At 42.4% G+C, this 22,551-nt stretch carries 24 protein-coding genes; 12 read left to right on the top strand and 12 right to left on the bottom strand.

All coding sequences use genetic code 11. The features are described from left to right. Position 1: 1 nt before the first annotated feature. The 4 genes from DCO56_RS13045 to DCO56_RS13060 are packed head-to-tail and all read right to left on the bottom strand — an operon-like array spanning position 2 to position 4,864. Positions 2-1,492, bottom strand: a complete 1,491-nt coding sequence (locus DCO56_RS13045) for a PfkB family carbohydrate kinase (protein ID WP_108634205.1) — start codon at positions 1,490-1,492, stop codon at positions 2-4. After that, a complete protein-coding gene (locus tag DCO56_RS13050; RefSeq protein WP_108634206.1) occupies positions 1,470-2,051 on the bottom strand; it encodes a D-glycero-alpha-D-manno-heptose-1,7-bisphosphate 7-phosphatase in 582 nt (193 codons plus the stop codon). Before DCO56_RS13050 ends, DCO56_RS13045 begins: the two co-directional genes overlap by 23 nt. A gap of 3 nt (positions 2,052-2,054) precedes the next feature. Further along, entirely contained in the window at positions 2,055-3,911 is a 1,857-nt protein-coding gene (locus tag DCO56_RS13055) for a glycosyltransferase (RefSeq protein ID WP_108634207.1), read from the bottom strand. A gap of 11 nt (positions 3,912-3,922) precedes the next feature. Continuing rightward, on the bottom strand, positions 3,923-4,864 hold the full coding sequence (locus DCO56_RS13060) for a glycosyltransferase (RefSeq protein ID WP_108634208.1): 942 nt from the start codon (positions 4,862-4,864) through the stop codon (positions 3,923-3,925). Positions 4,865-5,052: 188 nt separating this feature from the next. On the opposite strand from DCO56_RS13060, the gene DCO56_RS13065 reads away from it, so the two are divergent. After that, positions 5,053-6,570, top strand: coding sequence for an MFS transporter (locus tag DCO56_RS13065; protein WP_245935835.1), 1,518 nt, complete (start codon positions 5,053-5,055; stop codon positions 6,568-6,570). Between the two features lie 36 nt (positions 6,571-6,606). Here DCO56_RS13065 and DCO56_RS13070 read toward each other — a convergent pair whose 3' ends face one another. Both DCO56_RS13070 and DCO56_RS13075 read right to left on the bottom strand, forming a co-directional pair. Continuing rightward, positions 6,607-7,341, bottom strand: coding sequence for a metallophosphoesterase family protein (locus tag DCO56_RS13070; RefSeq protein WP_108634209.1), 735 nt, complete (start codon positions 7,339-7,341; stop codon positions 6,607-6,609). A 2-nt stretch (positions 7,342-7,343) separates the two neighbouring features. Further along, complete coding sequence (locus tag DCO56_RS13075; protein ID WP_108634545.1) at positions 7,344-8,087, bottom strand: hypothetical protein; 744 nt, start codon at positions 8,085-8,087, stop codon at positions 7,344-7,346. Between the two features lie 240 nt (positions 8,088-8,327). On the opposite strand from DCO56_RS13075, the gene DCO56_RS13080 reads away from it, so the two are divergent. The 5 genes from DCO56_RS13080 to DCO56_RS13100 all read left to right on the top strand — a co-directional run bounded on the left by DCO56_RS13080 (position 8,328) and on the right by DCO56_RS13100 (position 12,295). Further along, complete coding sequence (locus DCO56_RS13080) at positions 8,328-8,813, top strand: DUF421 domain-containing protein (RefSeq protein ID WP_108634210.1); 486 nt, start codon at positions 8,328-8,330, stop codon at positions 8,811-8,813. A 23-nt stretch (positions 8,814-8,836) separates the two neighbouring features. Continuing rightward, positions 8,837-9,508: a DUF6766 family protein gene (locus DCO56_RS13085; protein WP_108634211.1), complete on the top strand. Its 672-nt coding sequence runs from the start codon at positions 8,837-8,839 to the stop codon at positions 9,506-9,508. Positions 9,509-9,551: 43 nt separating this feature from the next. Then, positions 9,552-9,797, top strand: coding sequence for a hypothetical protein (locus DCO56_RS13090; RefSeq protein WP_108634212.1), 246 nt, complete (start codon positions 9,552-9,554; stop codon positions 9,795-9,797). A gap of 116 nt (positions 9,798-9,913) precedes the next feature. Continuing rightward, positions 9,914-10,120 (top strand): hypothetical protein, encoded by a 207-nt coding sequence (locus DCO56_RS13095; protein WP_108634213.1) that lies wholly within the window; start codon positions 9,914-9,916, stop codon positions 10,118-10,120. An 18-nt stretch (positions 10,121-10,138) separates the two neighbouring features. Further along, positions 10,139-12,295 carry a mechanosensitive ion channel family protein gene (locus DCO56_RS13100; RefSeq protein ID WP_108634214.1) on the top strand — a complete coding sequence of 719 codons (2,157 nt, stop codon included), beginning with the start codon at positions 10,139-10,141 and terminating at the stop codon, positions 12,293-12,295. 21 nt (positions 12,296-12,316) lie between these two features. On the opposite strand, the gene DCO56_RS13105 is transcribed toward DCO56_RS13100, so the two are convergent. After that, the gene (locus DCO56_RS13105; RefSeq protein ID WP_108634215.1) at positions 12,317-12,820 is read right to left on the bottom strand and encodes a hypothetical protein; all 504 of its coding nucleotides are present in this window, start codon (positions 12,818-12,820) and stop codon (positions 12,317-12,319) included. 73 nt (positions 12,821-12,893) lie between these two features. Then, a complete protein-coding gene (locus DCO56_RS13110) occupies positions 12,894-13,508 on the bottom strand; it encodes a DUF4142 domain-containing protein (RefSeq protein WP_108634216.1) in 615 nt (204 codons plus the stop codon). Positions 13,509-13,863: 355 nt separating this feature from the next. Here DCO56_RS13110 and DCO56_RS13115 point away from each other — a divergent pair, with 355 nt between their 5' ends. Next, positions 13,864-14,520 (top strand): response regulator transcription factor, encoded by a 657-nt coding sequence (locus DCO56_RS13115; protein WP_108634217.1) that lies wholly within the window; start codon positions 13,864-13,866, stop codon positions 14,518-14,520. A gap of 86 nt (positions 14,521-14,606) precedes the next feature. Here DCO56_RS13115 and DCO56_RS13120 read toward each other — a convergent pair whose 3' ends face one another. Next, on the bottom strand, positions 14,607-14,924 hold the full coding sequence (locus tag DCO56_RS13120; protein ID WP_108634218.1) for a hypothetical protein: 318 nt from the start codon (positions 14,922-14,924) through the stop codon (positions 14,607-14,609). Positions 14,925-15,180: 256 nt separating this feature from the next. Here DCO56_RS13120 and DCO56_RS13125 point away from each other — a divergent pair, with 256 nt between their 5' ends. After that, positions 15,181-15,411: a hypothetical protein gene (locus tag DCO56_RS13125; protein WP_108634219.1), complete on the top strand. Its 231-nt coding sequence runs from the start codon at positions 15,181-15,183 to the stop codon at positions 15,409-15,411. A gap of 209 nt (positions 15,412-15,620) precedes the next feature. On the opposite strand, the gene DCO56_RS13130 is transcribed toward DCO56_RS13125, so the two are convergent. Together DCO56_RS13130 and DCO56_RS13135 are read right to left on the bottom strand one after the other, a co-directional pair. Next, positions 15,621-16,103 carry a low affinity iron permease family protein gene (locus tag DCO56_RS13130; protein ID WP_108634546.1) on the bottom strand — a complete coding sequence of 161 codons (483 nt, stop codon included), beginning with the start codon at positions 16,101-16,103 and terminating at the stop codon, positions 15,621-15,623. A gap of 57 nt (positions 16,104-16,160) precedes the next feature. Beyond that, the gene (locus DCO56_RS13135) at positions 16,161-16,934 is read right to left on the bottom strand and encodes an SDR family oxidoreductase (protein ID WP_108634220.1); all 774 of its coding nucleotides are present in this window, start codon (positions 16,932-16,934) and stop codon (positions 16,161-16,163) included. 212 nt (positions 16,935-17,146) lie between these two features. Between DCO56_RS13135 and DCO56_RS13140 the strand changes: the two genes are divergently transcribed. Then, complete coding sequence (locus DCO56_RS13140) at positions 17,147-18,661, top strand: FAD-dependent oxidoreductase (protein WP_108634221.1); 1,515 nt, start codon at positions 17,147-17,149, stop codon at positions 18,659-18,661. A gap of 48 nt (positions 18,662-18,709) precedes the next feature. On the opposite strand, the gene DCO56_RS13145 is transcribed toward DCO56_RS13140, so the two are convergent. Continuing rightward, positions 18,710-19,576: an AraC family transcriptional regulator gene (locus tag DCO56_RS13145; protein WP_108634222.1), complete on the bottom strand. Its 867-nt coding sequence runs from the start codon at positions 19,574-19,576 to the stop codon at positions 18,710-18,712. Positions 19,577-19,761: 185 nt separating this feature from the next. On the opposite strand from DCO56_RS13145, the gene DCO56_RS13150 reads away from it, so the two are divergent. The 3 genes from DCO56_RS13150 to DCO56_RS13160 are packed head-to-tail and all read left to right on the top strand — an operon-like array spanning position 19,762 to position 22,547. Further along, positions 19,762-20,199 carry an L-rhamnose mutarotase gene (locus DCO56_RS13150; RefSeq protein WP_108634223.1) on the top strand — a complete coding sequence of 146 codons (438 nt, stop codon included), beginning with the start codon at positions 19,762-19,764 and terminating at the stop codon, positions 20,197-20,199. Positions 20,200-20,238: 39 nt separating this feature from the next. Continuing rightward, positions 20,239-21,288 (top strand): alpha-L-fucosidase, encoded by a 1,050-nt coding sequence (locus DCO56_RS13155; RefSeq protein WP_219929386.1) that lies wholly within the window; start codon positions 20,239-20,241, stop codon positions 21,286-21,288. Between the two features lie 38 nt (positions 21,289-21,326). Then, positions 21,327-22,547, top strand: a complete 1,221-nt coding sequence (locus DCO56_RS13160; protein ID WP_108634224.1) for an enolase C-terminal domain-like protein — start codon at positions 21,327-21,329, stop codon at positions 22,545-22,547. The last annotated feature ends 4 nt before the right edge of the window (positions 22,548-22,551 follow it).

The following is a 22,551-nucleotide window of genomic DNA, read 5'->3' on the forward strand; positions in this document are numbered from 1 at the left end:
ATTAACTTATTTTCTTTAATACTTGCTTATTTTCCTGTACGCGCTGGATGATTTTGGTTGTTGACTGTTGGTGAACATGTTCAACATACACCAGCTTGGTACCCAAAGTGTCTAGCAATCCCTTTTCGGGTATGTCTTCATCTCGGTAAGCTTCGCCCTTTACAAACACATGTGGTCTTACTTTTTCTAACAGTGGGATTGGATTATCCGATCCTGCATCCCCAAAAGGGACCACATAATCCACGGCTCCCAGTGCGCAAAGTACCTCAATGCGATCCTCCAGCCTGTTCACCGGGCGCGAAGCTCCTTTCAATCGGCTAATACTATTATCCGTATTGATCCCTACAATAAGAATGTCCCCCATTGTTTTTGCCTTGCCCAAATAATGGGCATGCCCAGCGTGGAAAATATCAAAACAGCCATTCGTAAAAACCAAGCGATGTCCTTTCCGAAGCCTATCGCATAGTGCTTCTAATTCGTTCAAATCAGCAACAACTTTATTGTCTGATTCGCTGATCTTATGAGCCAGCTCCTGGCAGCTACAAGATGCAGTTCCACTTTTCGCTATTCCAATATGTGCTGCTTTGATACTCAGGTCAATAGCGCTGTCCTGATCAAGCCCATTAAAATAGGCGAGACAGAGCGCAGTCAGAAATGTATCGCCCGCACCCGAAAAATTACCTTCTTTTAACTCAGGCACAGTATAGTGGATAGGGGGATCGTTCCTTTTAAAGAGCACAACACCATCTTTGTCTAACGTAAGGGCTACCCAATGTGCATTAGCGAGTTCAGCTAACTGCTGCGACCATTGCATCCCCTGATGTACGCGATCTTCATCCTCGTGCTGGCCTAATATCTGGCGTGCCTCTTCATAGTTAGGTTTGATCAGATCCGGACGAAGGCAACTGTATTTTCGGTAATCTTTGCTATCCACCACAATTATTTTAGGATGCAGTTGTTGCTCCTGATAAAGCATCTGAATTAATTTGTCCGGAATGCTCCCCTTATCATAATCTGCAACGAAAATAATATCAACTGACTGAAGGGCATCTTTAATCGCCAGAAGGTAAAGTTGCAGCATATCATCGTCAAAACTGTATTTTTGACCGATATCATAACGTAGCAAACATTGCTGCTCCCTGCGCAGTCTTGTCTTGGTAAGTGTCTGGCAATTTTTACTATACAAAATTCCAGTGGTTTCTATTCCTTTTTGCTGCAACTCATCGGCAATAAGCACTGCATTAGCATCGTCTCCAAGTACGGTAACGACAGATACCATCGCCCCCATGTTGTGCAGATTAACAATGACATTTCCGGCTCCACCTAGGCAATGCACTGCGGTCTTTACATCAAGTACCGGAACGCCTACGTCTGGTGCAAGCCTTTTGCATTCACCGTCCAGATAGATATCCAGCATACAATCCCCAAGAACCAAAACCTTTGGTTTGTTAAATCCATTTTTTATCAATTCATTTAATCTCGTATCCTTCATAATGTCTGTTTTTTAATGCGATAAGCTGATTGAGCTCAAGGAAATCGTCAAGAACAAAATCGGGTGTAAATTTGGGATTGCTAATCTGGTCGTCTAAACGTTCTCTTTTGCTTCTATCCACCAGAATGGTTTGGCAGCCAGCTGCTCGTCCTGCGGCTACATCATTGAGAATATCACCGATCATCCAGGATTTTTTAAGGTCAATATGGAGTTCGCTCGCTGCTTTATAAAGTAAACCGGGCAGTGGTTTACGGCAGTTGCATTGCGCCTCTGCCGGTATATCCGAATGCGGACAGTAATAAATCCCGTCCAAGATGATATGTTCGGTTTTCAGCTGATCCCGTAGTTCTGAAAACGCGATTTCCAGGTCTGCTGCGGTAAAATACCGTTTGGCAATGCCAGATTGGTTGCTGATGACGACTAATTTATAACCTCTTTTTTGCAGTAGCCGGAGCGCAGGAAAAATATCAGGGTAACATTTGATACGTGCAGGATCAACGTTATAAGGCACATCCTTGATGAGCGTTCCGTCTTTATCCAGAAATATTGCTTTATCCATTGTTTATGCGATCAGTTTTTTGTGAACGATATGATGTTGCTTGGAAATGGAACCCATGTTCATCTGTTGCTCGACAAGGGCACACAGCTGATGGATGATATGGAGCTGTACCTCCTGAATGCGTGCGGTATTCTCGGAGGGGACAATCAGATTGTATTCGCCATAGGCTGTGGCCTGCCCACCATCTTTTCCGAGAAGGTTGACACAGGTAATGTTCATCTTATTGGCCTCTTTAAGCGCATTGATAATATTTGCCGATTTTCCGCTGGTGCTCAGACAGATGAGCATGTCGCCCGACTGTCCCAATGCTTGAACTTGCCGTGAAAAGATGCTGTCGTAACCGAAATCATTTGCCCATGCGGTCAGGACCGAAGAGTCCGTATTCAAGGAAATAACTGGATACCCGGGCCGATGGGGAATTTCAAAACGACCGATCAATTCCGCCGCGAAATGTTGGCTTTCAGCGGCGCTTCCGCCGTTACCACAGATCATGATCTTTTTGCCATGACGTAAGACATCCACCATTTTGTAAGCCAGTCTGGCAATCCCTCCAGCCAAAACTTCGGCAGCCAGTTCAAAGGTTCGGGAGGAGCCCATAAAAGTATCCTTAATCTGCTCAATCGCTTCTTTTTCTCGCTGCATGGGTATACATTGCTCATACACTTGGGCAATACTTTCACTGATTTTGTTCCAGGTAAAGCTTCGCACATGTTTCAGTGCATTGACTGCAAATCTGATACGTTTTCGCTCGTCAGTAATTAAATCCACTATCGCAGCGGAAAGCTGTTGCGGTTGCTGGGGCGGTACCAGGATTCCGGTTTCGCCATTGCGTACGGTGAATGAAATGCCCCCGACGTCTGCACCGATCACGGGCGTACCGCAAGCCATGGACTCTAAAGGAGTGATACCAAAAGGTTCGTACCAGGGCGTGGTAATAAACAATTCACTTGCGGCATAATAATATTTGAGCGTATCACGTGTTTTCTGACCAGTGAAAATCACCTTGTCGCTTACATTCAGCGCGTTACAAAGGTGTTCAAGACGCACAAATTCTGCGTGATCATCCTCGGCCTGAAGGTTCCCGCCAACAACCAGCAACCTTAATTCGGGGAGTAAGTGCTGTGCATGGGAAAAGGCTTCTATAACATTGTCGATGCCCTTGCGTTTCACCATACGCCCAAGCTGTAAAATATAGGTAAATGCTGGATCGAGCCCCAACTTTTCTTTTGCTTCTGTTCGGTCTAAGGGGTGGAAGTCCTTGGGGTTATAACCACATGGGATAATTTCTATTTTGTCCTGTGGGGCCTGATAATGTTGAATTAGATCCTTTAGATCATTTGGGCATTCAGCAATAATACGCTCAGCCTGCCAAATGATATCTTTTTCGATTTGTTCCCGTACTTTAGGAAACTTATCTGAACAACCCTGATGTAATCGACGGACAGCACCTAGGGCATGAAAAGTTATAACAAAAGGTATTTTAAGTTGTTTTTTTAACGTCATTGCTACCATCCCCGAAAGCCAAAAATGGGCATGGACCAAGTGATAGCTGAGCTCGTTACATTGGATAAAGTTGACCATTGCAGAACTGAATTCGTCCATGTACCCATAGAGTTCCTCTTTCGGAAGTATACGGACTGGACCAGCTTCCACATGTATCACACGAATTAGCGGTTTCCAATACACAATCTGCTCCTGCTCCTCGCTTTCCTTTCGTGTATAGATATCGACCTGATAGCCCTGCAAAGCAAGTTGAACGGCAACCTCCGCAACATAAACATTTTGCCCACCACTATCTTTACCACCTAAAGTGGCCAGTGGAGAGGCATGATCACTGATAAAAGCTATTTTCTTTTGCATGATATTTTGAGTTAATTAATTTTTTGATGAATGAGATAAGTCCATTGTTGTGCGAAACGCTGGATATCAAAAAGTTCAGCGGCCTTCTGCCTGGCCTGTTCACCTAAGTGCTGCGCATGCGTTGGACTGTCAAGCAGCATTTTCATTTTTTCAACCAAGGCGTCAATGTCCAAACCTATATATCCCGTTTTGCCATTTTCGATAATTGTTGACAGTTCAGTTGTCGCCAGACCAACGATGGGCAAGCCTACCATCATTGCTTCGCAGATTGCCAGTCCAAGACTTGTGTATCGGATTGGATTGAAAAAGAAACGGTAGTCCTTAATGAACTCAGGAAGTTCGGGATGCAGTACCTCCCCAATGCCCCAAGGTTCATTTCCCATGCCGATCAGATCCAACGGCACCTGTTTTTGAACGCGCTCAAATAAGTCACTGCCCAGCATGCGACCGCGGGATGGAAGGTTGTTCACAACCACAATCCCCCTGTCGAGAAGCCCTGTATATTTAACGCCATGCACATCGACACCATGCGTGATGACCCGTACGTCCGGAAGATCCGTTTTCCACATCAATTTATTGAAATGCGTCACATGTACCAATGTTACTGCGGGATTGGTCACGGGATGCACCTCGTCACAGGGCTGCTGCCAGGGTGGGTCATGCTCAATGTAAATACCGGGGAGTTGACGCTGCTCGGACGATAGGATATCATATTGATCCTGAAGATAATTTTCATCACATTGAAAGAGTATAAGGTCGAATTCAAGATTCCGTACTTCGCTTGCTGGAATCTCGATCACATTTTCTCCAAAAGGGAAGGTGCTACCTCTGCCGACATATCTGGGGCCGTGTTCTGGCGTATAGGGGACATAAAGAATGTAATCCCCCTGAGATAAATAGTATAAATAGGAGCCATGGATGTGCCAAGTGAGGACGCGTGGTTTGTGTGCCATAATTTTCTTGTTTAATAAAAAATAAAAGATCAACCATACTATAGAGGTCAGGTTCGTCCCTGCTATAAGCGTAATCAACTTATCTTTTGATTAATGAACTGCTGACGGAGGCAGTTGGTTGAATGGACTAATACCCTTTTAAAGGAATGAAATACTTTATCTTGCGTATAAAAACTATATTTTAACTTTTGAGCAACCAAACTATGCGGGCAGGCGTTACATCAGAAAACCCTATGGACATCAAGCCCAAGTTGCATCTGGAACCAGCAGAAATTAATAGAAGTCTGCGCATGGTCATTATTGATGGCTTGTGTTCTGAAGTGGTTGTCTGTTTGAGCAGTGGCGCGATTTTAGTCGGCGCGGCACTGCTGCTCGGAGCAAGCAACTTCCAGATTGGCTTACTTGCCTCTTTCCCTACACTCTGTAACTTGGCGCAACTGCTCACCATTCTATTGATACAACGTTACCCTAACAGAAAGTTAATTACGGTCTTAGCGGTATTTCTGGCAAAGATGCCGCTGTTGATTATCGGAATTGTGTTATGGAGAAATACCCAGCTATCTTTTAGTATCCTGCTGGTTTTTATGTTTATTCATTATTTTTTGAGTGCAATTGGTGGGGCTGGCTGGAATGCCTGGATTAAGGATCTTGTTCCCGAACAACAGTTGGGAACTTATTTTTCCAAACGCACACGGCTTATGCAGCTAACAAATATTGCTGTAAGTCTGGCTGTGGCAGCATTGGTTGATTATTATACCAAATACAAGGGGGATGAATTACCCAATCTGTATGGTATTTATTTTTTTGCTGCCGGTCTGATAGGCGCAATTGGCGCGTTCTTTCTCATACAGGCCAGCGAGCCTAAACAAGAAATATCTGGCGGGAATTTAGGCCGATTATTACTCGAGCCACTAAAAAATACAAACTTTAAAAATCTGCTTATCTTTAATGCCGCCTGGGTACTGGCCATCAACTTAGCGATTCCCTTTTTCACGGTGTTTATGCTCCAAACCTTGGGGCTGTCGATGAAAGTTGTTATTTTGTTGACCGTGGTCAGTCAGATAGCCAGTGTTGCAGGTCTTCCTTTATGGGGCAAATTATCGGATCGGTATAGTAATAAAAGTATAATTTACCTTACGGCACCAATCTATATCTGCTGTATTCTTTTATGGATATTTGTTGGCATTTATTCCCGGGCACTACCCAATCTGATTCTTTTGGTCGTCCTCCATATCATGACTGGGATTTCGACGGGAGGCATCAATTTGGCGCTCACAAACATTGGCTTGAAACTCGCACCAAAAACGGATGCCATTATATATATCACTGTAAAGAATATGGTAGCCTCATTTTTTACTGCACTTGGGCCTATATTAGGTGGTTTACTGGTAGACTACTTCGCAACACGAGAACTGCAGATCAGCATTTCCTGGAAGAGTCCGAATTTGGAATCTGTTGCAAAATTGATTTATCTGCATGAATGGAATTTTCTCTTTCTACTGGCTTCAATACTGTCTTTTTTTTCACTTCGCTGGCTTGGCAAAGTCCAGGAAAACGGGGAAGTAAGTCACCAATTGGTAAAGCGCATTATGAAAAAGCGGTTTCGGGCCGGGTTAAAGGAGCGTCTGCTTGTGGGGAATATTATTACTTTACATGCGCAATTAAAACAGATTTTGAAACGAAAAGAGCTACCCACCAAGGAATAAGTCACGACAAGATAATCACCCAAAGTGAGCACCTCACTAGATATCGATAAGGGCAAAACTGGTATCATCGCCATGATGCGCCTTCAAAACGGGAACGGCCACATTGTAAATGGGGATGCCTGCCGGCGACTGCGCTTTAAATTTGCCCGCATGAGCATGCCCATGGAATGCGGCTGTAACATTTCGGCGCTGAATAGGTTCCATCAGATGTGTTGAGCCCAAAAAAGGATAAATCTCTTTGGGTTCGCCCACTACGGTATCCGCTATGGGGGCGTAATGGAGCAAGGCCACTTTTTTTATGTCTGTATATTCCTGCTCTAGCCTAGCAAGAGCCCGATCCAATAGGAGGGATTCATTAACTGCTTCCTGAACAAAACTTTTCATTGCATCTTCGCCAAACATCGAGAGCATATAGCGGTCAAACCCCCCGCCAAAACCCTTGACGCCAGCAAAACCGATATCTGCTACGACAATAGCCTCCCCATCCAGGACGGTGACTTTGCTATCGGTTAGAATCTGACGAATCTGCTTTTGACGGCCCTTTTCATAATCATGATTCCCAAGGACCGCAATCACCGGAATTTGTAAGTGTTTTAATTCCGTGACGAGCATTTCCGCTTCTTCTTCATCTCCGGTATCTGTCAGATCGCCACATAATAGCAGGACTTTGGCTTTGGGAGAGATTTCCTCAAATATAGTTTTCCATTTTCCCTGTTGGCTCTGATTCATATGAATATCACCTATTGCCGCAATTGTTGTTTTCCTTGCCATCGCTATACAGTTTTTATAGTATATGATTTATAATCCCATTCTTTAATATCAATTTGATATTGCGTTTGATCGATCATCGGGCCCAAGCACACTTTTTCGAGACAGGGGGGAAGTTCATACTGTTCCTGTGCGCGTTTGATCAACTCGTCAAACAGATCCCGTGGAATGATCTCGCGATAATCATGTGGATAAGTAAACTGGAATATAATCAGCTGCGCCAATAAAAGATGCCAATGTTGGTCCATGCGCATCAATAAATGATTCCAGTCAAATTGTTTTCCATAGCGGAGCCACAAATGATTAATGTCAGCGCTATCATGACGTTCCCTATTCTGTACATATAATTTGCACCAGACAAGTTCTTCTGCCGGAACATAACGTACGGGCGTGTCAAATAATATGCCTTCGGGCGCACGATCGTACCAATCCTGTTCAATGGTGCAATTATGATTGACACTGTCGAATATAATATCAATAAAATAAGGTGCTTTATGGATTTTGGCAAGCCACCGGACATCGGTCAATTCAGTCTGGTAACCATTGGCTGCGAAATGTTTCAGGATCGCGGGATACGCACTGCTCTTACAAAAAATATCGAGATCTTTAGTGGGCCGAATAATCCCCGTATAATGAAACATAGCCAGTGCACCACCAACCATAAATGAGCTGCCGCTGGTATGTAGCAGCTGTAACGTATCCTTAAAAAATGAAATGCACTCTTCAGGGGGATTATCAAGATCGATCATAGTATCGTTTTTATTTTTACATAAAACAGCCTTAAAATCGTAGTAGTTTGGATTCAGCAGGTGAAAACGTATTCCCCACATTTAGCTCAGGTATAAGTACTTGATTTCCATTCTTAGGCAAACCGCTTCAACGCTTGGAGACGTTCTATTCAAAGCAAAAGGAGCTGTTTGTTCACAAAGGATTTAACCACAAACAGTTTACCTCTTGTTTATCGGACAATTAAACTAAACTTAAAAATCATGGAAAGTTTATTCGGCTCGGGAGAGGATCTCTCGATGATTCAGATAGGAATCCGCGCATTCATCATGTTCATGGTTGCCCTTTTTTTAGTTCGTTTGGGTGGAATCAGGATGTTGGGCAGAAAATCAGGAGTTGATTTTGTTATTATAATCATGTTGGGCGCGGTATTGGCACGGGGGATTGTAGGGGCTTCACCTTTTATGTCGACCGTATTTGCAGGAGCTGTAATGATTATGATCAATAAGATCTTGGTGCAAGTATCAGCTCGCCTTCCTTATTTAGGTAATCTCGTCAAAGGAAAACCCGCTGTATTATATAAAAATGATCAGATTCAATGGGATCAGATGGATCGATTAGGAGTCAGTCGAACAGATCTATTGACGAGCTTGCGCCTGGAAACCCACAGTATACATCTCGATGAAGTTGATATCGCACTCATGGAACCCAATGGCCGGATCAGCTTTACCCTGAAAACAAAAGCATAATATTTTATGATAAAATAACAGTTATGAAAACAAAAGAATCTTATTCCTTTTTATACCGGAATGGTTTGAGCCTGGTATTCTTAACCCTTTTTATTTTTGCACTCGGCATGCAATTTATCACAGGTTGGAAGGTGCACAACGAGGAATTACAACAAGCGGAGCAAGTACCCTTGACATTAGTTTCCTACCTCAGAACCGGACATTTTATTTCGGCCACTTTTGAAAATTTTGAAAGTGAATTTTTACAGATGGCGCTCTATGTCATGCTTACCGTGGGATTGCGCCAATGGGGATCCGCTGAATCAAAAAAACTGGATGAACCCGAGGAGGTGGATCGTGATCCAAAGCCGAGCCCGGATGCACCTTATCCTGTTCAAAAGGGAGGATGGTTGCTGCGTATATACAGTTCTTCTTTGTTTATTTGCTTTGCGCTGCTTTTCCTGATCAGCTGGGCCGCACATTTCTATGGAAGCTGGCGCCAGCATAATGTGGAACAATCACTCGATGGTTTGCCGCCTGATGCTGCATTAGCTTATCTGCTGATGCCTGAATTTTGGTTTGAGACGTTTCAAAACTGGCAGAGTGAATTTTTATCTGTACTTTCTATTGTATTTTTTACAATTTTTTTAAGGCAAAAGGGATCACCGGAATCCAAACCCGTAGATGCGCCCCATGCACAAACCGGAAAGAACTGATCTGTTAACGATTAAAAATTTATCAAAATAAATCGGACAAGAAATGAAAAAATCGAAATTAATGATAGGCGTTCTGGGTGTAGCATTCACGCTGCTTGCATGTAAGGATAGAACGAATAAAACCGCTGACGATAATGTAATCGCGACCGATAGCTCAGAGACGAGTCATGGTGTGCCGCTGGATAATATTCACCGTAGCCGCCCCGCAGATACACTTCAGGACAGTAGCGGTACCAAAGATCAGGCTGTTCCTTTGGACAATCTTGACCGGGAAAAGGACGGCGAATAAGTTTACGTAGTTCTACCTGTTATTGTTAGCAAGTACTCAAATTGGAAGTTAGGAGAACTTTTCCATTTTTGATAACGTTCAACATTCAAATAGTTTGAACACTTAAACACTTGTATATGAAAAAAATCAGTCTTTTAGTCGTATTACTTCTTGGATTGTGGGGATGCGACAACAGTAGCAATAAGGGAAATAAGGCAAACGGTTCTTATGATTCATCCATGACACCGGACGAAGGGCAGACTCCTCCAGCTGGCAGGGATACGCTTGCTTCAGATAGTACGGATAGCCTACAACGTCAGCCATCTCCGGCGAAACCACAATAGCGAGTCTGAATACAAGTTATGGTGGTTGGAAGAAGAATTCTATCAAAATGCAGCATTTGGAGGCTGGGTAGCTTCGTTTACCTGAGCCTCTTTTGTGCGCTGCTGTATGGGCAGCCGCTAGATTCAACTAAGGCTCCTTTAGATTCAGCAAGTTTAAGGGACTCGCTACCGGAGAGCCCCCTTATTACCTTAAGAAATTATGCCCATCAATGGCGGGCACAGCTGGATCGCTATTATTCCGAACTGGACAGCGTCAAGCGTACTATTGCCTGGCAGCGTCAAGAACGTAACCAATCTATTCCACTGCAGGTACAGCGCTATATCACCCGAACCATTCCACCGGTAAAGGAGCTAGGGAATAAAATCAAAAATGCACAGAAGCGAGTCATACTGCCTGACTCCATGGCTTCAGCATGGAAAGGTGTGCAAGATAGCGTAGCTACTTTAGCCACGGAGGCCGAACAGTTGCTTGTTGACTTATCCGATATGGGCGCGAAAGCAAAACAACAGCAACAGGTCGTCCGGGCAGCGCAAACAGGTACGTTTTGGTCACATTTACAAAACGTGATACGCAATAATCTCGAACAGGATGGATTATCGCTACACTATTACGATACTGCCTGGGACGGTCGATTGTTGCTGGTACTGGTGAGTCTAGCCTATTTGTATTGTTTATATCTGATGCGGCGGCGAGCCGTAGGGGCCGGGGAGGAGCTACCACTTCACCGTAATCAACCCTGGTGGATTCCCTTATTAAAATTTGCGGTTTTCTTTCTTCTTATGTTGCCCTTAACATCATTCCGCATCCCAGTGCTGGTACTCGAATTAAGCTACCTATTACTATTTATCTTTTTATATATTCTGCTTCATGTCGAACTTTCGGTCGAGAAAGTTCGTATTATGCGCTTAGTTTTCCTTTATTATATTGCCTTGTTAGTGATTCACCTGGTCGTGGGCACGGATTTGCTGACAAGGGGCATTACTGTGCTGGTGAATTTGGCTGGTCTACGTTTGGTCTGGGCTTTGGGAAAACATACCGATGAAAACAATCCTTTTGATCACCTGCATTATTTTATGCGATGGATATTGCTTTTGGTAGGCATACTAGCCATTTTATTTAACCTTTTTGGTTTTCTAAATCTAGCACGGATATGCAGTATTGCAGTAGGTATTGGCCTCCTGCAGGCTTTATCTATAAGGGCTTTTCGGGATATGTTAGCACATGATATCGTCAATTCTTATGAAAAGGCAAGCGAGGAACGTTTCATACGGCGCTTCGATAAGACGAAAATGGTCCAGACATTGGGCCGAATTGTTGGGCTTTTCGCCTTTATTCTTGTCCTGATTGTTTGGACAAATAGCCTGCACCTCACCAGTGAGGTGCGCCGCCTGTTGGATAGCCTGCTAAATAGTAGTCATAGTATAGGAAGTATAACCTACACCTATGGTGACATTCTCCTCGCAATTGCAGTAATTGCCCTCGCAAACTGGCTACAAAAGAATTTGAAAGACTTGCTGGATGACCCCAACTCCAACAAAAATCCGCGTCGGACAGCTCTTCTGCCCTTGGTCCGTGTATTTATTTTCATTGTCGGCTTTCTGATAGGTATACGGATTTTAGGGCTTAGTATGGATAAACTTACGGTAATCGTAGGAGCTTTAAGTGTTGGTATTGGTTTGGGCCTGCAAAACATTATCAATAATTTTGTATCAGGGGTTATTCTGGTTTTTGAACGGCCATTTAAAGTCGGAGATTATGTAGAGCTGGCCGATAAAAAAGGGCAAGTATTGCAGATCGGTATTCGATCCAGTATTTTGCTTACTGACCAAGGGGCACAGGTCATTATTCCAAATGGCGACCTGCTCTCCGGACGTTTGGTCAATTGGACATTCGGAGAAGCGGATATCCGCTTAAATCTACAATTAACCTTTATTACAACAAGGGCGATCGCGCAATGGAAGCAATGGCTCCATGAGATAATCCCTTCCTTTGACGAAATCGATCCGGGTATTCCACTGAAAATATTCACCAAAGATATAACAGCAGAAGCATATATCCTGTCGGTGCAGGTTGGTATTCAAAATGTACAACAGATCGAACGTTTCAGAAGTAAATTTTTGGAGACTGTTAGGATTGAAGCGATTAAATACGATACGAAAGTTAGTTCGGCCTAGCGAAACAATGCACCCTTACCATTAGCATTTTTTTTCAGACCGATAATAAAGCCATCCTTGTAGATTTTCCAGTTCCTCGGGCTTACTCAGATCAACAATTGTATTGAGTGCCAATTCGAGCGATTGTAGACTATCAGCATTGAGTTCATAAATCGGATAGAATATCGCATGTTCGTTGGGCATATCGACATTTCCCTGTAACCATTTGTAGCCTTCAGCATGAAGATTATCGATCAACGTATCGGTAATGGCATTTAGATAGCGCATCATTTTTTGTATCCATAGGCGCTCATCATCAATTTTATCTGGATAATGCTCCAGGGTAAAGTCGAGGATCAGTTGCTCCCCTTCATCGTTCATGCCCTCACGGATCATCGCAAGGCCCATACTTCTGACTTCTTCTTGATAATAATCCTCTCCATAGTTAAAACTGATTTCGCCGGCACTTGGGCTGGCTTCAATTTTCGCCCGGAGGGCCATCTGTCTATTTAAAAGTTCATGTATATAATCGAATGTCTGTTGCATAATTATTTTGTTTAAAAGGAGAGGACAAAGCCGATTGCTTTGTCCTCAACATTGGAAAGTTGGAGTATAAAAACTATTTTAAACTGGGTCTGACTGGTTTTAATTTGGTCGGACTAGGAGCGCCCGGGCTCGTATTTTTTAATGTATCTTTTGTTGTAGTATCTGCCGCTGGCTGCATAGTCTTTAGCTGATCGAGATGTTTCTGGAAAGCCGGAATTTTGTCAGTTGCAAATTTACGCAGTTCTGCGTCTGTAGTGGCGGTGCCGGTGCTGGCATCCTTAAACAGGGTAATAGCATCCTGGTGGCTTTTGGCCATCAGATCAACATAAGTACGATCAAAATTGGCTGGGTCCGCATTGTTCAACTGATCGATTAACTGCGTGTAATTTTGGTTATCGGGCGTGCTCAATTGCCAGTTTTTGTTTTTAACCAATGTTGCCAGTTCGTTTCCGGCGGCTGTATGATCATCGACGATCATTTGCGCATATTGCTTAATATTTTGATCCTGCGATTTTGTCAGCGCAATATTTGCTGCCTGGATTTCAAAGTTATTGCTTGCTGTCGCTTTACTAGCAAAGTCTATATCCCCAGTTTGTGCTTGGGTCTGACTAGTATCCTGTGCGTAAATGACCATTGTCCAGGTCATTATGGCTATACATAAGCCAACGATTCTTAAAATGATTTTCATAATGCAATTATTTAATATTTAACGATTCTCTTTGTCGCGTGTGTCGCTTTTTCTATGGCGATAATTTATAATAATATAAGTGGCTACCAGAATAAAAACAATACCAATAATAATGGATGTAAACATAAGCTCTTCCTTAAATAATGTATTGCTTTAGGAACACGGCCCAATAGACTAGCGTTTTGAAAATCATTATTTTAGGTATTTAAAGCAAAATTTGTGGCTGATACGCAGGCTTATCGTAAAAGTCCGTTTCTACTATAAAATAAATTCAAAAAAAACTATTCATCTATCAGGGTTGTTTCAGTAAAAAAACAATTTATTCATCTTAAATCACGAAGAAAAACAGATAGCTATGGCACAGTTACTTTTAGTAGACGACCATGCACTGGTACGTTCAGGTTTCCGATTAATTTTAGAGACTCAAGAAGATATAACTGTAATTGCTGAGGCAGAAAATGGTAAAAATGCCTTGGAGTATCTTGTAGATGCTCCTCAGCCGGATCTCATTCTTACAGATCTCCATATGGATAAAATGGATGGTATAAGATTTATTAAGGCAATAAAAGCACGCTATCCTGACATCAAAATTATTATATTAACCATGGATAATGATTTTCATCTCGTAGCTAATGCATTTGATCTTGGTGTTGATGGGTATCTGCTCAAAAGTTCCCACTTGGATGAGATTCTATTTGGTATCAGACAGGTTCAACGTGGCGGGCGTTATATCAGCTCCGCACTTTCTTTTGATCTGATGGATTATTCGGCTCAGCATATTCCAAAGGAGGTAAATAAAACTGACGTTATGACGAGGTATGATCTCTCTGAACGTGAACTATTGGTATTGGAACGAATTGCTGAAGGTTATACCAATGCCGAGATAGCGGATCAAATATTTTTAAGCAAACGTACTGTGGAAGGCCATCGGCAACAGTTATTGGAGAAAACAAATTCTCGTAATACAGCCGGATTGATCCGATTTGGATTTAAAACCAAACTGTTAAGTTAAGCGATTCGCTGCCTTAATGGCATTGTCAAACCAGATAAATGGGCCGGTATTGAAATTAATACGGCCCATTATGAATACCTTTTTTGTTAAATTGTTGTCTCATTTAAGTCCGAAGGGGGATTTCGAGGTTCTACGGGAACACCTTCCGCATCGTTGGCGCTTTCGTCGATTTCTTCTTCATCTAGCTCAGGAACTTCTTCCTGTTCACCAAGGTCTAATTCTTCCCCTGTGTCCAGATCCTCCTGATCGATTTCGGGTTGATCATTGGGATCATTTTCCGGTATCTCTTCTTCGGGTCGATCCGGTATATCCTCCGGAAAATCATTTGGACCACCCTGAATGACGGTGAATGCAATGATCGGTATACCTTGATACCTTTCTTGCGTAATCAGATTGCTGTTCATTTATTTTATATTAGTTTCATACGACGAACAGATCTATTCTGCAAATAGTTAGTAGAATTAGTACGATTTCGGGGACGATTAGTACGTAAAAGCAATCATTTTATACAACGCGGTTTTATCGCTTGAATATGAGGTTTTTAACTTTTATAAGGATTATATGCTTGTTTTGGAGATTTCTAATCATCTATGTGAACGAATAAACTTTTGAAGCTGTTTAGTTAAATGAACCGCTCTTTGAGCATAAACATTTAGCATTATGGCACTAACAACTGGAAACGAGGGTGAAATCACCAAAAAAATTGAAAAACAAACTTCTAAAGTCCCTTCAACGGTATTCTTAGGGGCAGCTTTACTCGCAATGGGCGTATCAGCTGCGTTAAAATGTATGATGCAAGATAAAACGGCATTGTTCGTTGGACAATGGGCTGCACCATTTTTATTATTGGGTATCTACAACAAGATCGTTAAAACTGAAGGCCACGACTAGGATCTCTGTTCTTCTAATTGAAGGAAAAGGAAACAGGATTGTCCAAATTCTTTGGACAATCCTATTTTTTTGTTTAAAACTATTGCTTAACAGATTTTTAGGCCCGCTAATTCTTTCCCGCTCTTGGGATAAAGAAATATGGATTAAGCGATAAGCTTGATAGCATACGGAATTAAATTAATTGGATTACGCATTTTTGCTCTTAAGTCCTACTGATGTTTTATCTCGGAACTACTATCTTTTCGTTTTTGACGCTGTTTATTTTTGAAATCATGGTTTTCTTGGGCTGCATCAATGGAATGTGTATGCGTTAGATCATTCTCTTTGAGGGCAAGTTTCGCGATATGCGCGTAAAACTTGGCAAGCTGGTCCAGTTCCTCCTCACTCAAATCCTCTAAACTCACCATCCGGTTGCTCGTTCCTTCATGGGAGGCAATCAACTCATTGAGTTTTAAATGGAGTGCTTTGGAATCTTTATTCTGTGATTTTTGGATTAGAAATACCATGAGAAAGGTAATAATTGTGGTACCCGTGTTGATCACCAGTTGCCAGGTTTCAGAGTAATCAAAGATAGGACCGCTTACTGCCCAGACAATAACAGTGGACGTTGCCAAAATAAATGCCGCTGAGCTTCCGGTTGCGTGTGTAGCCCAGTTTGAAAACCGTTCGAATAAATTTTTCTTTTTTTTCATGCCTTCTACTTTGATCATTTAATCATTTGATGGCGTTTATCTAGGCTTGATGCCATTTTATATAATTTGACGTAAAGGTTTTACCTGCATACTTACGACTGAGGTACGCTCAGGTTGAGATAGCATAAACACAATGGACCGGGCGATGTCCTCCGCGTATAGCATTTCCATCGATTCAATTTTTTTGCGCTGCTCTGTTGGAGAGTAGGGTTGCATGTCGGTTCCAACAGAACCTGGTTCGATAAGTGATATCTGAATGCCCTTGGGGTTAGCTTCCTTCCGCAACGATTCTGTGAAGGCTTGAATACCGCCTTTAGTACATACATAAACAGAACTTTGCGCTTCACGTATGTCTGCGCTCATAGACCCTACATTGACGATGTGCCCTGCACCCCGTGGTTCCATCCGGTACAAGGCTGCTTGAGCACAGGCAAGGTACGCAAGGACGTTGGTTCGTAAAATGTAAGCCTGATCGTTATAACTGCCATCTTTGACAGATTGAAAAGCGATCGCAGCATTATTAATAAGGATATCCAATTGATCATACATCTGGTCAAACTTTTCAAAAAGTTCTCGTATGCCATCCTCAGTGGCTAAATCAATAGCTATTCCTGTCAGTAAACCTGGGGCATTCAATTCTTCAAAATCGCGTAAGGTATCGTGGAGCTGCTGTTCATGATGACCACATATAAAAACGTCGTTGCCCAAGGCTGCTAGAAGTAGTGCCGTGGCCCTTCCAATACCGGTCGTACCTCCAGTAATCATTATCTTCTTATCCTTTACCCAGGGTGGGATAACGGAATTTACATAATCGTTAAAATTATTCGTCATGGTCCTTTAGTTTTTATCTTCCTCTTTTTGGGAAAGAACATTAGTGGTAATTGGATAGTTTGCTTCTATATACGACGACGTATTTCTTCTTTTTTTTCCGTATTTAATCTTAAAACGATTAGTTCGGGTGTTGGTTCTTATTGTACAAATCATAATTAGTAGACCACAAAGAACTGGAAACCTAAGTTCCCAGTCTTTAAAATTGAATCGATATGAAACGTGACGGTAGCAACGAGAGCTTTTGGCAAACTGTCGAAGAGCAAAATTTCTCAACGGATTTCAGCGACCTAGAATTTGATACCATTATTGTTGGGGCGGGTATCACTGGTGTGACGCTTGCAAAGGAACTTCAGGACAGAGGTCTGAAATGCTTGCTTTTGGATAAAGAAAATCCTGGTTTCGGTACCACAGGCGGCACGACTGCCCATATCAATAATTTTTACGATGCCTCGTATGATGAAATTATGCATAAATTCGGAGAAGAATCAGCACGGTTGTTAGTTAAGAGCACGAAAGACACATTAGATTATATCAAGAAAAATGTGTTGAAATATAGCATAGATTGTGATTTTAGTACATGTAATTTTTTTCTTTTTAGCGCCGAAGATAAACAAAATGAAAAGCTTGACAGCATTCTTGCTGCCCATCAGCAATTGGATGTAAAAACTACTCCAAGTGCTACACTGCCGTTCAACCTTCCTTTTGCAAAAGCTATCCGTATTGAGGGACAGGCACAATTTCATCCGCTAAAATATTTAATTCGGCTTTTGGATGCTTATAAACAAGCTGGGGGCGCAATATTGACAAACCAATCTATTGTCGAATATCAAAATCAAGAAAACGAAATTAGATTGAAAACAAGTGATGAACGCATTTTTACAGCAAAGAATATCATCTGGGCGACCCATATACCACCCGGAAAAAATAGGTTTGACTTGCTGGTGGCTCCCTATCGGAGTTATGTGCTTACGTTGAAGCTCCGGAACCCTCCAGAAATACTGGCGCAGACAGCAGATTTATATGATCCATATCATTACTTTAGATATCACCGGGATGGCGACACTTATTATCTCATCGCAGGGGGATTCGACCATAAGACCGGGGATGAAAATAATACAGAAAAACATTTTAATGATCTTAAAGAGCTGGTGGATAAACATTTTGAATACGATGAGTTAACTGCACAATGGTCTTCACAGTATTATGTTTCAGCAGATGGTTTACCCTATATTGGCCGCATGCCCCATGAGCCCAACGTCTATATCGCAACTGGCTACGGCGGAAATGGAATGACTTTCGGTTCAATGGCTTCTCTAATCATTCCTGATCTGCTCCAGGGCAAAGAAACATCTTTATCCAAATTGCTATCGCCAGCCCGCGTTAAGCCAGTTGCAAGTGCTAAAAGTGTACTCTCGGAGGGATGGAACGCTACACAGCACTTTATCATGGATAAATTGTCTGCTAATAAGATTAAAGAATTTGAAGATGTGCCGCTGCAACAGGGTAGTGTGGTGAAATATCAAGGCAAAACACTTGCCGTTTACCGTGATGAGCACGGAGATTTGTATTGCCTAAGTTCAATTTGCCCACACATGGGCTGTACAGTAAGCTGGAATGCCGCTGAAAAATCTTGGGACTGTCCCTGCCATGGATCCCGTTTTGATATTGAAGGTAAGCTATTAAATGGCCCTGCGGTTTCGGGCCTTTCGCGCGTAGACACATACTGATTTTTTGTTCAGCAGAGCATTATACATTAATGAAAGTCATCTTTTTTCCTAGGTCTGTATTTGCGCTCTATACATACTCGGTGTAAGTCCTTTAATAGATCTAAAGATCTTATTAAAATTAGAAAGGCAATTGAAACCACAGGCAAAAGCAATGTTGGTAATCTGTAATTTGTTTTCAGCAATCAGTCGACATGATTCACTGATACGTACTTCGTTGACAAATTGCACAAAGGTTTTTTGTGTACGGGATTTAAAATACCGGCAGAAGGAGTGCTTGGACATATTTGCCAAAGTCGCAGCCTCACCCAACGAAATTTCTTTTGTAAAGTTATTGAATACGAACTTAAAAATCCGGTCAATTTTATCATTATCCATCGAACTATAGTTGTGTGTATACCCCGGGCTGGAGAGACATTTATATTCATCAGTTGTAATCAGCAATTCGATAATCTCAAGAAGTAAAATTGTTTTTTGAATGCCATAATTGATATGGATCATCTGTTCCAGTTTGCGTTTCAGTTGTTCTTTCGTCTCGCCCTGAAATAAAAGCCCCCGTTTGGATGCGCTAAGAAATGCCTCTATTTTGTGCGTTTTAAAAAGATGTCCCAATACCTCAACCATTAATTTAGGTTCGATATAAAGCGCCATTGAACGCGACACCTGTACCGAATCCCTATCCGAGCGATCATTATGCCATACATGGGGCAGGTCAGGCCCTAAAAAAGTCAATTCATCGGTAGAATAGCTGTCTATACTATCACCTATAATTCGCTTGCCTTCACTTTGCACAATGTAGGTCATCTGACAAGCACGATGGAAATGGAATTCGGTGGAAAAAGATGGCTGACAAACTTCCTTCGTTGCGAATGTCGCTATCTCTGATCCCTCTAATATTTTCGTGAAAACGGGTTTCATTTACTTGGTTATTATTGTTTAAAGGAATTTAAATATAGACTATTTTATCTCTAATATAAAATACGAGGTCAAATACCGCTAATATAGTGTCAATATTGAGCAATCCAGGCACAGTTTTATTATTTCCAGAATTGTAGTTTAGCAGATGTAAATAAAAGTAGCATTAATAACTAAAACACCTAAATATGCCATCGAAGATTTTTTTTCCTGTGAGGCTTTTTGTGCTGTTACATACAATCACATTTTTAGCTGTGGGCTGCGGAAGACAGGGGAAGCCTGAATCGGTCAGGCGCTATGCCTCCATTACAGGGTTAAAAACAGATAGATTGGGCTATTACAAAAAACTGCATGCCCAAGCATGGCCAAGTGTGCTCCAGAAAATTAAGGAATGCCATATTCGTAACTATTCTATTTTCTTGAAAGAAGTAAACGGACAACATTATCTATTCAGCTATTTTGAATATACCGGAACAGATTTTTCGGCCGATATGAAACGAATGGCATCGGATCCTGAAACACAACGCTGGTGGAAAGAAACAGACCCCTGTCAAATGCCACTCCCGGAAGCCCACGCAAAAGGTGTTATCTGGTCCGATATGGAGGAGGTGTTCCATACGGATTGATTAAAGCAACATATTGAAATAAAAACCTATACGAAATAAATGATGAAACAGCAGTTATTATTTTGCTTAACCCTTTGCCTAATGGGCGCAAAGGTGTTTGCCCAAACAAAAGCCATTGTGCCTACAGCCGCTGATAAACCTAACCGATATCAGCAAGAGCAGATTGACCGCAAGTATGGCATGTTCATCCATTTTGGCATGAATACTTTCCATGATCAGGAATGGACGGATGGATCGAAACCTCCGGGTTCATATGCTCCTACGGCGATCGACGTAAAACAATGGGTATCAACTGCAAAAGCTGCCGGCATGAAATATATCATATTGGTCAGTAAACATCACGATGGTTTCTGTCTATGGGACAGTAAATATACAAGCTATGATGTGGCGAGCTCAGCAAATAAGACAGACGTTGTAGCGGCATTGGCAAAGGAATGCCGAAATCAGGGAATTCGTCTGGGACTTTATTATTCCCTATGGGACCGTAAACAAAATGGAAATGTAAAAGACCTGACAGCAGACAAAGCTTATAATACCTATATGCTTAACCAATTGAGCGAACTGCTCAATATCACCCAAAAATATACGGACATTGTTGAACTCTGGTTAGATGGCGGGTGGGAAAAGGAGAATTACAGGTGGCCGGCACAGGAAATCTATACTTTGGTCAAAAGTAAAGCACCTCAGTGTCAGGTCGGCATCAATTGGAGCATTGGCACCCCTGAAAATGTGGATAAGCATATGGTGCTACCGAAAGATCAGCAAAACCTATTCCCGATACGTTACTTCCCGAGCGACTTCCGTTTGGGAGACCCGTATTTACCTGCCACACCTGACCCTAAACTCTTTACCTCACAAGGTAATACATACTACATGCCATTTGAAACCACGGTGGTATTGGGAGAGCGCTGGTTTTATAACACAACAGATAAAAAACACAAAACGTTGGGAGAGCTGGAGCAAATCTACCGGACAGCAACTGCACAGGATAATATCCTGATCTTAAACGTCGGTCCAGACAGAGCTGGACGCATCAGAGAGACGGATGTTGATCTGCTACTCAAGCTAAAGGAAAAATTGAAGCTATAATTTTATCGATCCAAAAATTTCAAAAACAACGAACTAGAATGATTACAACCTATGATATCCAGGACCGCAGATTTCCTTTAGGTACCGGAGCAGGGAGCGATGCTGTACACAAAGACCCTATATATTCCTATGCCGTCACACGTTTGAAAGATGACAAGGGACGTATCGGAACCGGACTAGCTTTTACGATAGGCGCAGGAAATGAATTGGTCTGTCGGGCGGCATCTTTTTACGCCGAACGCCTCAAAGGAATGCCGATCGAAGAATTAATGGCAAATTTCGGCGCGATATTCAACACCTTGAGCAATGAACAGCAATTCCGATGGCTAGGGCCACATAAAGGTATTGTGCACCTGGCATTGGCGTCTGTCACAAACGCCTGCTTTGATTTATGGGCAAAAACGCGTGGTATTCCGCTTTGGAAACTTTTAATAGACCTTTCACCCGAAGAAATTGTCAACACGCTGGATCTTTCCTATCTGGAAGATGAGCTTACGCGGGAAGAGGCCATTACGTTAATTGCCGAAAATTGGCAAAGCCGCCAAGAAAGAATGAATATAATCGAAAAGGGCTATATCGGTTATGATACTTCTGTCGGTTGGTTTAACTATTCTGATGAACAGGTTCGTGAAAACTGTAAACGCGCAATCGCCAATGGTTTTACAGCCATGAAACTGAAAGTGGGCAGTGAAGATCCGCTCCGTGATATCAGAAGAGCACATATTGTTCGGGAGGTTGCAGGGGATCAGGCTACTGTCATGTTGGATGCAAATCAACAGTGGACGCTACCACAAGCGTTGGCAATATGTCAGGAACTCAAAGCGATGAATCCTTATTGGGTGGAGGAGCCCACCCATCCCGATGATATTGTTGCACATAAAATACTGACTGATACCATTGCGCCCATAAAGGTTGCCATGGGTGAACATGTACCCAACCGCATTGTATTCAAAAATTATCTGCAGTTGGGTGCTGCGGGTTTTGTACAGGTGGATGCAGTCCGTGTGGGTGGTGTAAGTGAGTTTATCAGTGTCAGTCTCCTCTGCCGGAAATATGGTATCCCTGTGGTTCCGCATGTGGGGGATATGGGGCAACTGCACCAGCATTTAGTACTGTTCAACCACATCAGTCTTGGTCATCAAGCATTATTCCTTGAACACATCCCACATCTAAAATCTCATTTTGCACAACCTGTGCGGATTGAGAATGGTGTTTATCGGACAGCAATGGAACCTGGAAGTAGTTGTGAGTTAATATAGCATA

The organism is Sphingobacterium athyrii (assembly GCF_003071065.1).
Taxonomy (GTDB): domain Bacteria; phylum Bacteroidota; class Bacteroidia; order Sphingobacteriales; family Sphingobacteriaceae; genus Sphingobacterium; species Sphingobacterium athyrii.